The sequence below is a fragment of the Cyclobacterium plantarum genome (assembly GCF_011290685.1).
GTDB classification, from domain to species: Bacteria; Bacteroidota; Bacteroidia; order Cytophagales; family Cyclobacteriaceae; genus Cyclobacterium; species Cyclobacterium plantarum.
Map to the genome: position 1 here is coordinate 1 of NZ_JAANYN010000018.1, position 15237 is coordinate 15237.

Annotated in this window: 11 protein-coding genes; 9 read left to right on the forward strand and 2 right to left on the reverse strand. The window is 45.6% G+C overall.

The annotated features are described in order from the left end of the window. Positions 1-64: 64 nt before the first annotated feature. The 8 genes from G9Q97_RS23650 to G9Q97_RS23690 all read left to right on the forward strand — a co-directional run bounded on the left by G9Q97_RS23650 (position 65) and on the right by G9Q97_RS23690 (position 9793). Positions 65-964 carry an oxidoreductase gene (locus G9Q97_RS23650; RefSeq protein WP_317168812.1) on the forward strand — a complete coding sequence of 300 codons (900 nt, stop codon included), beginning with the start codon at positions 65-67 and terminating at the stop codon, positions 962-964. A 567-nt stretch (positions 965-1531) separates the two neighbouring features. Beyond that, complete coding sequence (locus tag G9Q97_RS23660) at positions 1532-1717, forward strand: hypothetical protein (protein WP_166151593.1); 186 nt, start codon at positions 1532-1534, stop codon at positions 1715-1717. A gap of 258 nt (positions 1718-1975) precedes the next feature. Further along, positions 1976-2956, forward strand: a complete 981-nt coding sequence (locus G9Q97_RS23665) for an NAD(P)-dependent alcohol dehydrogenase (RefSeq protein WP_166151594.1) — start codon at positions 1976-1978, stop codon at positions 2954-2956. Positions 2957-2965: 9 nt separating this feature from the next. After that, positions 2966-3394 (forward strand): DUF1801 domain-containing protein, encoded by a 429-nt coding sequence (locus G9Q97_RS23670; RefSeq protein WP_166151596.1) that lies wholly within the window; start codon positions 2966-2968, stop codon positions 3392-3394. A gap of 59 nt (positions 3395-3453) precedes the next feature. Beyond that, complete coding sequence (locus tag G9Q97_RS23675) at positions 3454-3990, forward strand: DUF1003 domain-containing protein (RefSeq protein ID WP_166151597.1); 537 nt, start codon at positions 3454-3456, stop codon at positions 3988-3990. Between the two features lie 564 nt (positions 3991-4554). Next, the gene (locus G9Q97_RS23680; protein WP_166151598.1) at positions 4555-7290 is read left to right on the forward strand and encodes a PSD1 and planctomycete cytochrome C domain-containing protein; all 2736 of its coding nucleotides are present in this window, start codon (positions 4555-4557) and stop codon (positions 7288-7290) included. A 1-nt stretch (position 7291) separates the two neighbouring features. After that, positions 7292-8797 (forward strand): DUF1501 domain-containing protein, encoded by a 1506-nt coding sequence (locus tag G9Q97_RS23685; protein ID WP_166151599.1) that lies wholly within the window; start codon positions 7292-7294, stop codon positions 8795-8797. 48 nt (positions 8798-8845) lie between these two features. Continuing rightward, positions 8846-9793, forward strand: a complete 948-nt coding sequence (locus G9Q97_RS23690; protein WP_246255848.1) for a sugar phosphate isomerase/epimerase family protein — start codon at positions 8846-8848, stop codon at positions 9791-9793. Here G9Q97_RS23690 and G9Q97_RS23695 read toward each other — a convergent pair. Next, positions 9790-10704, reverse strand: a complete 915-nt coding sequence (locus G9Q97_RS23695; protein WP_166151601.1) for a glutaminase — start codon at positions 10702-10704, stop codon at positions 9790-9792. The genes G9Q97_RS23690 and G9Q97_RS23695 overlap by 4 nt on opposite strands. 169 nt (positions 10705-10873) lie before the next feature. Further along, positions 10874-13489: an ATP-dependent chaperone ClpB gene (gene clpB / locus G9Q97_RS23700; protein WP_166151602.1), complete on the reverse strand. Its 2616-nt coding sequence runs from the start codon at positions 13487-13489 to the stop codon at positions 10874-10876. Positions 13490-13724: 235 nt separating this feature from the next. On the opposite strand from clpB, the gene G9Q97_RS23705 reads away from it, so the two are divergent. Then, on the forward strand, positions 13725-15164 hold the full coding sequence (locus G9Q97_RS23705; RefSeq protein WP_166151603.1) for a sulfatase: 1440 nt from the start codon (positions 13725-13727) through the stop codon (positions 15162-15164). The last annotated feature ends 73 nt before the right edge of the window (positions 15165-15237 follow it).

Consider the following 15237-nt stretch of genomic DNA (forward strand, 5'->3'; position numbering starts at 1 on the left):
TTTCATAATTAATCAGATTTATACATGGGCATCCCTAAATCGTCGGATTTCGTAGAATTTAATAATCGAACTCAGGTTACCAGAACAAAATGGGCGCATTTTTATCGTAACAGGAGCCAATACAGGCTTGGGTTATGAGAATAGCCTATCATTGGCTAAAAAAGGAGCGAAAGTGATTATGGCCTGCCGGAGCCTGAAAAAAGGCAACGCAGCTAGAGAGACCATAAAAAAAGTAGTACCTAAGGCAGATGTAGAAGTGATGCAAATTGATTTAAGTAGTCTGAATGCTGTGCGGAATTTTGCCAAAGCCTATCAATCAAAATATGACCGCTTGGATGTTTTGATTAACAATGCTGGCGTCATGATGCCTCCTTATACCAAGACGAAAGATGGCTATGAATTACAGTTAGAGGCCAATTTCCTGGGGCATTTCCTTCTTACTGGTTTACTATTGGATACAATCTTAAAAACACCCAATTCCAGGATAGTAAACTTAAGCTCTATCGCTCACAAAAATGGGAAGATCAATTTTGACGACCTGCAAAGCGAGAAAAAGTATTCCGCATCAGCCGCCTATGGTCAGTCCAAGCTGGCATGCTTACTATTTGCTTTTGAATTACATAGAAGGCTAAAGAAAGCAGGGCATGACCAAACGATATCAACGGCTGCACATCCAGGTATTGCCACTACCGAGTTGGCCAGGCATATGCCCAAATTAGTTTATGGTATTTTGAAATACACAGTGGCTCCACTACTGACGCATGCGCCAAAAGAAGGTGCGATACCTACCCTGGTAGCGGCAATTGGTGATGCAGCAGGGGGTGACTATTTTGGCCCAACAGGATTTCAAGAGTTCAAAGGAAAGCCGGGTAAAGTATCCGGCACAGCATTAGCAAATGATGAAGATTTGGCAAAACGGCTCTGGGAAGTAGCAGAAGAATTAGTGGGAATGAAATATTTATAATAGTTGCCGTAATCCAAAGTACTATGATTTTTTTTCCTCCTTAAATGATCATTTTTTATCCGCCAGTGGAAATGCACGTGCCGAATCGGAAACATTCAATCGTTTTATATCCTTAACACATGGTAAAACAGCAGTGATCATTTCACACCGTTTTAGTACCGTAAGGATTGCAGACCGCATTAAGGTCCTCAAGGGAGGAAGCGTATTGGAGATTGGAACACACGAAGAATTGATGGCAAACGGGCAATTATACTCAGAATTATTCAATTTACAGGCCGCTGGGTATCAGTGGTCCAATTCCAATTTTTTAGTAAACCCGAAGCATCTCTACCTGGCAACAAAACAGCACCATCGAACAGGAAAACAGGGTCTTCATAATTGATCGGTTTCCGTTTACGCAGTTAAGCACGTATTTAAGGGTGTTGTTTGGGGTCTTTAATTTCTTAGAAGCTAGTTTAATGGCATATAAAAGTTGATGCACATGACTCCCTTTTGTTCAATCTAAAAAAAGATCCCGGAGAAACAATTTACCCTCAGGAAAAGCCTGAGAAAACTGCCCGGTACTATTTGCTTGTCAAGCAAATGCTGGATATTGAGCTGATTAAAATCTATCCAAAACAATTTTTGGCTGGCACCTTGCCTGGCGTAAAAGAACAGGCTCTGCCTGAAATAATGACCAAAATTGAATTAAAAGTACATAAATCTGAAAAAGGAACGATCGCACATCCTACAAGGGCAATAGTGTGCAATTGATCAATTCAAGTTCTGTGCATTAAACCTACTACTTTTGAGCTAGCGCACTGGTAATCGTCTTAAAATACCCTACTTTTATAATATTTAACCGTTTTCGACTTATATTTCCAATAGATCAGCGGGAGATGGCCAAATTGACTGAAAAATGACCTTCGATGCGGTAGGTATGCAAGTTTGAGCATAAATGCGGTTGTAGTTCTCATGCTTCAGACAATCGGGTTTCAACAGACTTGTGTAAACGAAAAAGACGCTTAGAAAATGAAAGCCGCAGGATTTATAAAATACGGAAAACCGGAAAAAGTACTTGAAATAAAAGAGGTGGATTTCCCAATACCAGGAAAAGGAGAGGTATTGGTTAGCATTGTGGCTACCGCAATAAATGATTACGATTGGAGCCTGGTAAGGGGCAAACCCTACCTCTACCGACTGTTTTTTGGTCTGTTTAAGCCCAAGGCGCAAATCCCCGGTATGGAATTAGCTGGAATTGTGCAGGAGGTCGGTTCAGATGTGACCAAATTTACCGTTGGAGATGCTGTTTTTGGGGATATTTCAGCGTTCGGCTTCGGAACTTTTGCCGAATACGTCTGCATTGATGCCAATGCATTGGAAAAAAAACCAGTTGCCCTGAGTTTCGATGAGGCCACAGCAGTTCCTCATGCATTCTGCCTTGCCATCCAAGCGCTGCATGACCTGGGAAATATCAAAAAAGGGCAGAAAATCCTAATCAACGGCGGCGGTGGTGGTGTAGGAACCTTTGCCGTGCAGCTGGCCAAGCTGGAAGGTTGCGTGGTAACCGGAGTTGATTCAGGAGATAAGCTAGAGCAAATGAAGGCAATCGGCTATGATTATGTCGTTGATTACAAGAAAACCAATTTCACAAAAAGTGGCGAAACCTACGATTTGGTCCTGGATTGCAAAACCAACCAATATCCCTGGTCCTATTTACGGGCTTTATCCCCGAACGGAAAATACGTTACTATTGGTGGCAAACCGGGCGGATTGATTCAAATGCTCTTTTTTGGCAAACTACTATCCCTATTCTCCTCAAAAAAGCTTCAAATAGTAAGTCTAAAACCCAATAAGGATTTAGAGGATTTCCTGGAACTTTATCACCAGAAGAAAATTCAGGTCCTCATTGACGGGCCTTATTTACTTGAGAATACCCCGAGACTCATCCAATACTTCGGAGAAGGAAAGCATCGGGGAAAGGTGGTAATCAGGCCGGGACATGCTGAATAAAAATAGACCATGAAACTATTAACACGAAAAACTAACCCAACCGTCAAGGAGATATTTGAGCGTTATCCTGACCCCGTTCGAGAAAAAATGGCTCGTTTACGGGAATTGGTTATCGAAACTGCCGAAGAAACTGAGGGGGTTGACGAACTGGTGGAAACGTTAAAATGGGGCGAACCTAGTTTCCTGACAAAAAATGGCAGCACCATCCGAATGGATTGGAAAACCAAAACACCAGAGCAGTATGCCTTGTATTTCCAATGCTCGAGTCGCCTGGTGGATACCTTTAGAATGGTATTTGACCGTACCTTTCACTACGAGGGAAATCGGGCCATTATATTTGCAATAAACCAGCAAATCCCGGTCCCGGAACTAAAGGAATGCATCAAAGCGGCTTTACGATACCACAGGGTCAAAGACCAACTGACCTTGGGGATTTGATTTGAAGAAATCAACCTGCAGTAAGCCAAAAGCCGGTAGATTCTCCTTATATTCAGGAGATGGACAAAGAAATAGACAAACTACTCACAGCTAAAACAGCTCAAATCAAGAAGCTTCAGGACATCGTAAAAAAAGCCATCGAAGATGAAAACCTGATTACTACGAACTTGTTGAATCCTCCAAAGGAAATGCTAACTAGAGGAGAGAGTATCTCTGATCATGTGGCAAAATTTGGAGGAAGCTGGTCGTTCATCATCCTGTTCTTTACACTATTGGCGGCCTGGATTCTTTTTAACAGCTTGTCTCCGGCACAGGAAATTTTTGACCCTTATCCCTTCATATTGATGAACCTTATTCTTTCCTGTATTGCCGCCTTACAAGCTCCTGTAATCATGATGAGCCAAAACCGGCAGGAAGAAAAAGACAGAAAACGGAGCGAAAACGATTATCTTATTAATTTGAAGGCAGAATTGGAAATTAACGCATTAAATCAAAAAATTGACCTTATCATTGAAGAACAAATACAATCATTAATGGATAGTCAGGCAGCGCAGTTGGAAATATTAAAAAGAATAGAAAAGAAGCATCGACAATAAGCGTTTTTGACCAGATCATCGCCGACTGGAAAACCAATTTTGCAATAAATGGAGCGTTCCACAATTTCATCCCGGACTACAAAACCACCCTATAAACCTGCTCCTACCTGAGGTGAGGATACTTCAGTTAAATGTCTTTAGGTGGAGGTTGAAGGCAGACTAAAAACCTTACTTATCTTCTAAACTTTTGAGTAAAATAGGATCGGTATTCAACGAAAAAATTTACCCAACTGGCTTAAAAATCAAATAGTGAGGGTAACCTGATTTACTGTTGCTTTATCATAATGGTCAAGAGATTTTAATGCAGGGCAAAAAGCAAATAAGGGAATTTTATAATAGATCAAATCAGACTGTATTTTTGACTTAATATAAGTAATTTTCCAAACTTAGAACAATCTGAATTTGCCATTTTCCAACTATTATATTGATTGTTGGGTAAGTTTTAGGCCAGTTGGAGGTTCATCCCTCCAAAAAAAATGTAAATCTCCGTCCACCTCTCGCAATACCTTGTGATTCCAGGCTTTTCTGGCTAATTTGCCATTATTACTTGCAGACGTTTCACCCATGAAAAAATCAGGTCTTTTTATTGGATTGGCCAGTTTGCTGCTGGCGGGAACCATTTTCTTTGCCTTATCCAGAGAAAAGGAGATTGACTTCAGTACGCAGGTAAAGCCCATCCTGAACCAGCACTGCATTTCCTGTCATGGAGGAGTAAAGAAGAATGCGGGATTCAGCCTGCTTTTTGAAGAAGAAGCCCTGGCTGCCACAGAGTCCGGACATCCTGCCATCGTTCCGGGAGATGCGGGAAGCAGTGAATTCATCAGCCGGCTAAAACATGAAGACCCTGAATTGCGCATGCCCTATGACAAGCCTCCCCTTAGTCAGGAGGAAATCAAAATCCTTACAGACTGGGTCAATCAAGGGGCATCTTGGGGCAAGCACTGGGCTTATGAGCCTCCCCAAAAACCAGATGTACCGGAGACCATCCTTCAGGCGGGTTTTTCTTCTGAATCCAGTGGTGATTTTTTCCGGAATGACATTGACCATTTCATAGCAGCAGCACTAAAAAACAAGGAACTCCTGCCCTCACCTGAAGCCGATCCCATGACAATCCTCAGAAGGCTTAGCCTGGATTTGACAGGACTTCCTCCAGACGAAGAATTGGTTGAAAAATGGGAATCAGGATCCATTACCTATGAAACATTGGTGGATGAACTTTTAGCTCATCGCGGTTTTGGAGAAAAATGGGCTTCCTGGTGGCTGGATCTGGCCCGTTATGCAGATACCAAAGGCTATGAGCGGGATGTAGGCAGGGAAATGTGGGCCTTCCGCGATTGGGTGATCAAAGCATTGAACCAGGACATGCCCTTTGACCAATTCACCATTGAGCAATTGGCGGGAGACCTTTTGCCTGATCCCAGTTTAGACCAGCTTACCGCAACTGCCTTCCACCGCAATACCATGAACAATGATGAAGGGGGTACTGAGGACGAAGAGTTTAGGGTTGCGGCAGTAATAGACCGCACCAATACCACCTTTGAGGTTTGGCAGAGCACTACCATGGCTTGCGTGCAATGCCATAGCCATCCTTATGATCCCTTTAAATTTGAGGATTATTACCAGTCCATGGCTTTTTTCAATAACAGCCGGGACGAGGACACCCATGGAGAGGAACCGAAATTGAAATTTTATCAGGGGGAAGACAGCATTCAGGTAGCCAATATTAAATCCTGGGTCGGGGAACATGGAAATAAGGACTTGCAGGAAAAAATGGAAAATATCCTGTTATTTCAGGAGCCAAAATACCATGCACACCTTGCCGAAGACTTTGAAAACGGGGAATTGATCGATACCAAATGGCTAGGGCTCTGGGATGATGGCTCCTGCTATTTTCGGGGAATGAACACCGGTGGATCGGCCTATATCTACCTGAACTACTGGACAGGAAATGAAGGAAACTTACTGACCATCCGAAAAGGAGGGCCGGAAGGAGAGGTTCTGAGCCAGTTTCGTCTCGGAAAAACGGATGGCAGGGAAATTCGTCGCTTTCCTATAAAAGACATTCAGGGGGAGGTAGACCTGTATTTCCATATGGAAAATAAAACCCTTGGTCCCCAGCAAACTACCTCGGCCATTAACTGGATAGCCTTTTTCCCGGATCTGCCGGGTAAAAACCAACCGGGATTCACAGAAACAGAAAAAAGCTTTTTAGCGCTGCTCAACACAAACACCCCGACGCTCCCCATCATGATTGAAAATCCCGATTACATGAAAAGGGAAACCCGGATTTTTGAAAGGGGCAACTGGCTCATGAAGGGTGAAGAGGTAACTCCGGATGTTCCGGAGGTCCTGAATGCCTGGAACCCCGACTGGCCCCGAAACAGACTGGGATTAGCTTACTGGCTGACCAGTAAGGAAAACCCGCTAACTGCCAGAACCATGGCCAATAGAATCTGGGCCCAATTATTTGGCAGAGGCCTGGTCGCCACCCTTGAGGATATGGGCACACAATCCGAACCCCCAAGTCACAGGGAATTGCTGGACTGGCTGGCCATGCGGTTTATGCATGAGCATGACTGGCAGATCAAACCCCTGATCAAGGACATGGTACTTTCAGGCACCTACCGGCAATCTTCCCTTTCCTCTGCCGAATTGTATGAGAAAGACCCGGATAATAAATGGTACGCCAGAGGGCCCAGATTCAGGTTAAGTGCCGAACAAATCCGGGACCAGGCATTGGCAGTGTCCGGTCTGCTGAGCAGCAAAATGTATGGCAAAAGTGTCATGCCGCCACAACCGGAAAATGTATGGCAAACCGTTTATAATGGAGAGTCCTGGAACACCAGTGAGGGCGAGGATCGCTACCGCAGATCAGTATATACTTACCTGAAAAGGACCAGCCCCTACCCTTCCTTCATCACCTTTGATGCCGGCAGTAGGGAAGTATGCACCATTGACCGAACCCTTACCAATACCCCCTTGCAGGCTTTGGTGACCATGAATGATCCGGTTTATCAGGAAGCAGCTTTTCACCTGGCAGTACAAATGCAAAAAATCCCGGAAGATAAACCCATTGCCTGGGCTTATAAAAAGCTACTGCTGCATCCCATCAGCCCAAATAAACAGCAACAACTGGAACAGCTGTACCAATATGCCTTGAATGACTTCATTAAAGAGCCCGAAGCCATGGCAGAATGGCTGCAATTTGCGGAGGAGGAAAGCAAAACACCTGAACTTGCCGCCCTGGCAGTAGTAGCCAATGCGCTGATGAATCTGGACGAATATTTAAACAAATCCTGATATGGATAAACTGAAAAAATTGATTGCCGAAAGGCTGGAACGTGAATTACAAGCCAGCACCCGACGTCATTTTGTCAAAAGCTGTGTCAGCGGCATGGGTGGTCTGGCGCTAGGCTCCATGTTTCTGGGATGCGAGGGACCAAAGAAAAAAAGCGGAGGAGGAATGCAACTTTCGGAAAGGGATTTGAATCCACTGGCTCCCATGGCCCCTCCACTTTCGCCACAAATTCAGTCCGTAATTTACCTGCATATGGCTGGAGCCCCCTCCCAGCTGGAAATGTTTGACTACAAGCCGGAGCTCCTGAAGCTACATAACCAGGAATGTCCCGAATCCTTGCTGGAGGGCAGGAAATTTGCTTTTATCCGGGGAAGGCCGAAACTTCTGGGGCCCCAGGCAAAGTTTGAACAATCCGGGGAATCCGGCAATTGGGTCTCTGATTACATGCCTCATTTCAAACAAGTAGTGGATGAGGTGGCTTTCCTGAAAGCCGTTCATACCGATCAGTTCAATCACGGGCCTGCACAGCTTTTTATGCAGACAGGCAGTCCGAGGTTGGGCCGCCCAAGTATTGGCTCATGGGTCACCTATGGATTGGGTTCTGAAAACCAAAACCTGCCTGGCTTTGTGGTGCTTACTTCCGGGGGAAAAACCCCGGATGCGGGAAAAAGTGTTTGGGGAAGTGGTTTTTTACCTTCAGTTTATCAGGGTGTTCAGTGCCGTTCCAAGGGAGATCCGGTCTTGTACATTGAAGATCCGGATGGGATGAGTAGAAACCTGAAGCGAAAAATGCTGGATGCCATCAACAAAATAAATGAAGAAGACTTCCAAACCTATGCGGATCCTGAAATCCTTGCCAGGATCAATCAGTATGAGATGGCTTACCGCATGCAGATAGAAGTCCCTCAGGTGATGAACATCAATGATGAACCGGAATACATACAGCAAATGTACGGAACTGAACCCGGTGAGGAATCCTTTGCCAACAACTGCTTGCTGGCCCGAAAAATGGTAGAAAAGGGCGTACGTTTTGTTCAGCTTTACGATTGGGGCTGGGATGCCCACGGAACAGGTGAGAGCACTGCCATTGACATTGGCATGAAAGAAAAATGCAGGGAAATTGACAGGCCCATAACGGCTTTGTTGACCGACCTCAAACAAAGGGGGCTGCTGGATCAAACCCTGGTAGTCTGGGGTGGAGAATTTGGCAGGACCCCCATGCAGGAAAATAGGGAAGGGAAAACCCAAAGTTTCAAGGGAAGGGACCACCATGTAGACGCTTTTACCATGTGGATGGCAGGCGGCGGCATCAAAAAAGGCGCTTCCCATGGTCAGACAGATGAAATTGGCTTTTCAGGGGTGGAGGAAAAGGTATCCGTTCATGATGTGCACGCCACCATCCTGCACCTACTGGGCTTTGACCACGAAAAATTTACCTTTGATTTTCAGGGAAGACCCTTTCGGCTTACAGACGTGGAAGGGGAGATCATCCGGGAAATCCTGGCCTAGCAAAAAACCCCATAAACAAACCTATTCAAACCATTTACCTGACTCCCAATGAAAAGAAGAAATTTTATCCAAAAAAGCAGTTTACTGTCCATGGCCATGGCCACCGGCTCCGCCTGGTCCATGGGTTCAGAAATACCCGGACAAAGGAAGTTCAGGCTAAGCCTGAATCCTTATGCCATTGGGGTAGACATCAATCAGGAAGAAATGATCGATAAAGCCCTGGAGTTTAATTTTGAAGCCATTTTACCGGTTCCCGGGCAACTGATGGACATGTCACCCGGGAAGCTAAATGAGTTTCTGGCCAAAAAGGAAGCCCACCAATTGACATGGGATGCTGCTGGTCTGCCCGTAGACTTCAGGAAAGACAAGGCCATATTTGAGCAGGGATTAAAGGAACTGCCCAAAGCGGCCGCGACCCTTAGAAAATGCGGGGTGAGCAGGGTTAGTACCTGGATCATGCCTACGCATGATGAATTGTCTTATCTGGAGAATTTTAAACAACACAGTGAAAGGCTGGGAAAAGCAGCTCAAATTCTCGGAGAGGAAGGCTTAAAACTCGGGTTTGAATATGTAGGCACCAAAAACCTGAAAATCCGATCCCGATATCCCTTTGTAGGTACGATGAAAGAGATGCTGGAACTCATTGCCGATATTGACCGTCCCAACGTGGGCATTCAACTCGATAGTTTCCATTGGTACACATCCAATGAAACCCCTGCAGATCTGGAAAAATTATCCAATGACCAGATCGTTACCTGTGACCTCAATGATGCCACAGCCGGCAGGAGCCTGGCCGAACAAATTGACGGTGAGCGACAGCTTCCGGGTGACAGCGGCCTGATTGACCTGAAGGGGTTTATGCAGGCCCTGGTAAATATCGGCTATGATGGTCCGGTAAGAGCAGAACCTTTTAATGCGAAATTGAACGCTTTGGACAATGACAAGGCATTGGCCGCTACTTCAAAGGCCATGTGGCGAACCATCAACCTGATTTAGAACAGAGAAAACTTCAGCTTATTGGTCAGTATTTCCAGGGCTTTGATGGCCTTAACCGAATTTCCTTTTTCATTCAGTTCAGGAGACCATACGGCAATGCTGAACTTACCGGGCATCAGGGCGATTACACCTCCACCTACACCGCTTTTGCCAGGCAGTCCTACCCGAAAAGCAAATTCACCTGATTCATCATAAAAACCACAGGTGAGCATCAGTGCGTTGATTCGCCGGGTATGGCTTTCGCTCAGCACCTCCCGGTTGGCAAAAATGGAATAACCGTCATTGGCCAGAAAAGAAACGGACTTGGCCAATTCCTCGCAGCACATTTCTATGGAACAATGGGAAACATAGGTTTTCACCACTTCCTGAATATCATTGTCAAAGTTCTTGTATGCCTTTAAAAAGTAGGCCATGGCTGTATTCCTTTCCGCATGCCTGAGCTCGGACTGCATCACTTCCTCGTTGATCCGTACGCAATGCTGCCCTGCCAATTCATCAATATATTCCCGGATACATTGGATCGGGTTTTCAAATTTGCTGGTCAGGGCATCAGTGATTACCAGGGCTCCGGCATTCAAAAAGGGGTTTCTGGGTATACCTTGTTCATATTCCAACTGGGCAATTGAATTGAAAGGATTGCCGCTGGGTTCCACATTAACCCTGGACCAGAGTTTACTGCGAAACACATGAAACACCATGGTAAGGGTAAATACCTTGGAAATACTTTGAATGGAAAAAGGCTCCTGATAATCTCCGGCTCCATAAACATTTCCCTTCAAATCCACCAAAGCCATTCCAAAACGATCGCCAGGAACTTTCGCCAACTCCGGGATGTAATCCGCCACTTTGCCGGAAAGGCCCAGGGCATTTACCTCCTCATATACCTCTGAAATCAATTCCTGATAATCCATCGCTTACGGTTTATATTTTAATACTACCAAATGCCAAAATCAAAAATAGCTTATTTATTGAAGCCAGCCTCGTCATCCCTGTTTCAAATTCATAAAAGAAACAGCCATAAAAAAAGCAGTCAACCGGGATTCCGGCCAACTGCTTTCACTTCTAACCAACAAACCAAATTTATTCCACTGAAACAGCGTCTACATTTTTAAAGTAAACCTGCCCGTCAGCATCCAAATCCACCAAAACAGCACTATCGCTCTTGATATACCCACTGAGTATCTGCTTGGACAATTCGTTCAATACCAGGCGTTGCATGGTCCTTTTCAGCGGTCTGGCCCCAAATTGTGGATCAAAACCTACTTCACCCAAATGGTCCAGCACCTCCCGGGTGGCATCAATTTCAATGTTCGATTCTGCCAAACGCTGCTGTATCTCTCTCCACTGGATATCTACAATTTTTCGTAATATATCCTTGTTTAGCGGCTCAAACATAATGGTCTCGTCTATGCGGTTCAGAAATTCAGGACGAACAGATTTCTTCAAGAGGGCAAAAACCTCTTCCTTGGTGCTTTCCATTACTTGCTCCTTGTTCCATTCATCCATGGTATCAAATCGTTCCTGTATCAAAGTAGAGCCAATATTGGTTGTCATGATGATAATGGTATTTTTAAAGTTGGCTACCCTCCCCTTATTGTCTGTCAGCCTGCCATCATCCAATACCTGGAGCAGGATATTGAAGACATCCGGATGGGCCTTTTCAATTTCATCCAGCAAAACTACAGAATAGGGTTTTCTCCGGACAGCTTCGGTCAGCTGTCCACCTTCATCATAACCCACATATCCGGGAGGTGCGCCTACCAGGCGACTGACTGCATGCCGCTCCTGGTACTCAGACATGTCTATCCTTACCATGGCATTTTCATCACTAAAGAGGTATTCAGCCAGCGCCTTGGCCAGCTCGGTCTTTCCTACTCCCGTAGTTCCCAGAAAGATAAATGAACCTATGGGCCGCTTGGGGTCCTGCAATCCGGCCCTGCTTCTTCGCACGGCATCTGAGATGGCCGCTATGGCCTCCCGCTGACCAGCCACTCGTTTACCCAATTCATCTTCCAGATAAAGTAGTTTTTCCCGCTCACTCTGAATCATCTTGGCAAGGGGAATGCCGGTCCATTTGCTGACCACCGCAGCAATATCCTCGTTGTCCACCTCTTCCTTTAGCAATGGGGAGCCTTCCTGCATTTCCTTGAGCTGCTGTTGGAAAGCGTGCAATTTTTTCTCGCTCTCCACAATCTTTCCATAGCGTATTTCAGCCACCTTACCGAAATCACCGGACCTTTCTGCTTGTTCGGCTTCAAGTTTAAATTTATCTATGTTTTCTTTCTCCCGCTGAATGCCCTGAATGACCGCTTTCTCGCTTTCCCATTTGGCTTTTATACCTTGCCTTTTTTCTGTAAGTTCAGCCAATTCCTTACTGAGAACAGTTTCCTTGTCCTTGTTCTTTTCTCTGCGGATAGCCTCCCGCTCAATCTCCAACTGCATGATCCGCCTGTTGAGCTCATCCAGCTCCTGGGGCAATGAATCTATTTCCATTCTTAGCTTGGCAGCAGCTTCGTCCATCAGGTCAATGGCTTTGTCCGGCAGGTAGCGGTCTGAAATATACCGTTGGGACAACTCTACCGCAGCAATAACAGCATCGTCTTTTACACGCACACCATGATGCAATTCATATTTGTCCTTGATACCTCGCAGAATAGATATGGCATCAGCTGCATCAGGTTCATCTACGATCACCTGCTGGAACCTTCGTTCCAGTGCTTTGTCCTTTTCTATATACTTCTGGTATTCCTTGAGGGTAGTAGCTCCTATGGCATGCAGTTCTCCTCTGGCCAGGGCAGGTTTCAGCAGGTTAGCCGCATCCATGGCGCCTTCTCCACCCCCACCTGCACCGATCAGCGTATGGATCTCATCTATGAATAGTATGATTTCTCCCTCCGAATCGGTAACCTCCTTGATCACTGCCTTTAGCCTTTCCTCAAACTCTCCTTTGTACTTGGCACCCGCCACCAGCAAGCCCATATCCAGGGAAATAAGGATTTTGCTTTTGAGGTTTTCCGGCACATCCCCACTGACGATTCTTTGGGCCAGGCCTTCCACTATTGCCGTTTTGCCCACCCCAGGTTCGCCCAGTAAAATGGGGTTGTTTTTGGTCCTCCTTGCCAGGATTTGCAAAACCCGCCTGATCTCTTCATCCCTACCGATTACAGGATCAATTTTACCTTTTTTGGCCAATTCATTCAGGTTTTTGGAATACCTTTCCAGGGACCTGTATTTGGATTCTGCGTTTTGATCTGTCACTTTATTTCCTTTTCTTAGTTCCTTTATTGCTTCAATTAATTTTTTTTCACCCAGTCCCTGATCCCTTAAAAGCTGAGCTGCCTTATCAGAACCGGCCAAAATCCCCAACACCAGGTGTTCCACCGCAACAAACTCATCTCCGAAATCTTTCAGGTAATCCTTTGCCTTTTGCAGTACCTGATTGGTTGCGTTGGAAAGATAGGGCTGTTGGCCGCTTACCTTCGGAAGTTGCTGGATGATTTCATCCAGCTTTTGTGTAAGCAAGCTGCTATTGACCCCCAATTTCTTAAACAAAAATTCAGTGACATTGCTGTCCTCCTGAATAATGCCCTTGAGCAAATGGGCTGGCTCAATAAGCTGTTGCTGCCCTGCGGTACAAAGCTCGAGGGCTTTTTGTATGGCCTCCTGAGACTTAATGGTAAATTGTTTGAAATCCATGATGTTATGGGTTAAGTGCTGTGTATTGACATTCTCTTTGGTTCAATTTATCAAATATGCAACCAAATCCAATTTACGGGCAAAACCTGTAAATATGTCCGATTTCGAACAGTGACGCAGCTTATTCCAGACTTTTTGGCAGAAAAAATAAAGGTTTTTCTTCCAAATAGAAATTGGAAAGGGATTACCTGCATTATGAAGCGTTTTAATTATCTTTAAGCTTAAATTGCCTTCGATGAAAAAATTGATTTTACCTCTGTTGCTAAGCCTGTTTCTTTTTTCATGTCGGGACCAAGCTCAGAAAAAACCGAATATTGTTTTTATTTTAGTGGATGACCTGGGCTGGGCGGATATTCAGGCTAACTATTCGGAAACTTATTACGAAACGCCAAATCTGGACCGCATGGCGGCTGCGGGCATGCGGTTTACACAAGCATATGCTGCCCATCCGGTATGTAGTCCGACAAGAGCTGCACTGATGACCGGAAAACATCCCAACCGGGTCAATATAACCGATTGGATTCCAGGCTTCAGCCGGAACATGGACAACTGGACCTTGGAAACACCTGCTATAAATCATGAACTGGCATTGAGTGAAACCACCATGGCTGAAAAGTTCAAAGAAGGGGGATACCGGACATTCTTTATTGGCAAGTGGCATTTGGGAGAAGAAGAGCGGTTCTGGCCTGAACATCAGGGGTTCGATATTAATATTGGGGGATGGAGCGTAGGAGCGCCACAGCTAAAAAAAGGAGAAGCCAATGGTTACTATTCTCCCTATGGCAACCCAAGGCTTGAAGACGGTCCGGAAGGAGAATACCTAACCAACAGGTTAACAGCGGAAAGTATTGAGTTGATCCAGGATAACCGCGACAATCCTTTTTTACTTTATCTTTCCTTCTATTCCGTGCATACACCTATTCAGGCAGCACCGGAGCGCTACGAATATTTCCAGGAGAAAAAAAACAAACTTCAGCTGGAAGCTGATCAGGTTCCTTACAAAGCAGAGGGAAGCGGGCAAACAAAATTGGTACAGGACAATGCTGCTTACGCCTCCATGGTGGCTGCCTTGGATAGCAATGTAGGGAAAATCCTTCAGGCCCTGGAAGAGGCCGGATTGGAGGAAAATACCTGGGTGGTATTGACCAGTGATAATGGTGGACTTTCCACCCTTTTCACCGAAGGGGCACCTACTGCCAACGGACCTTTGAGAGCGGGAAAAGGCTGGTGCTATGAAGGCGGCATCAGGGTGCCCCTGATAATCAAGGGACCAGGCATTAAAAATGGGGGAGCCATTTCGGATACCCCCGTGATCAGTATGGACATGTTTCCTACGCTACTTAGTCTGGCCGGGATCCCCCATGAAGCCAATGATGGAAAGAATCTGACACCTCTTCTGGAGGGGGAGAGTCAATTGGACAGGAAAAGTTTGATCTGGCATTATCCCCATTACCATGGAAGTGCCTGGAAGCCGGGTTCCGCCATCAGGGAGGGCAAATGGAAGCTGATCCACTTTTATGAAAACAAAGTCAGTGAGCTTTTTGACCTGGAAAAAGATCCGGGAGAAAATGAAGATCTCAGCGGGATATTTCCGGAAAAAGCAGCCGAGTTGCAGCACAAACTGATGCAGCAGCTGGAGGCTACAGGAGCCAGGTTTCCCAGGCATAAACGCTGATTAAACGTGAGAGGGTTGACGGCAGCTTAGAGATTTGAACCAATTGATAGGTCGTTGTTGTTTTGAGTGGCCC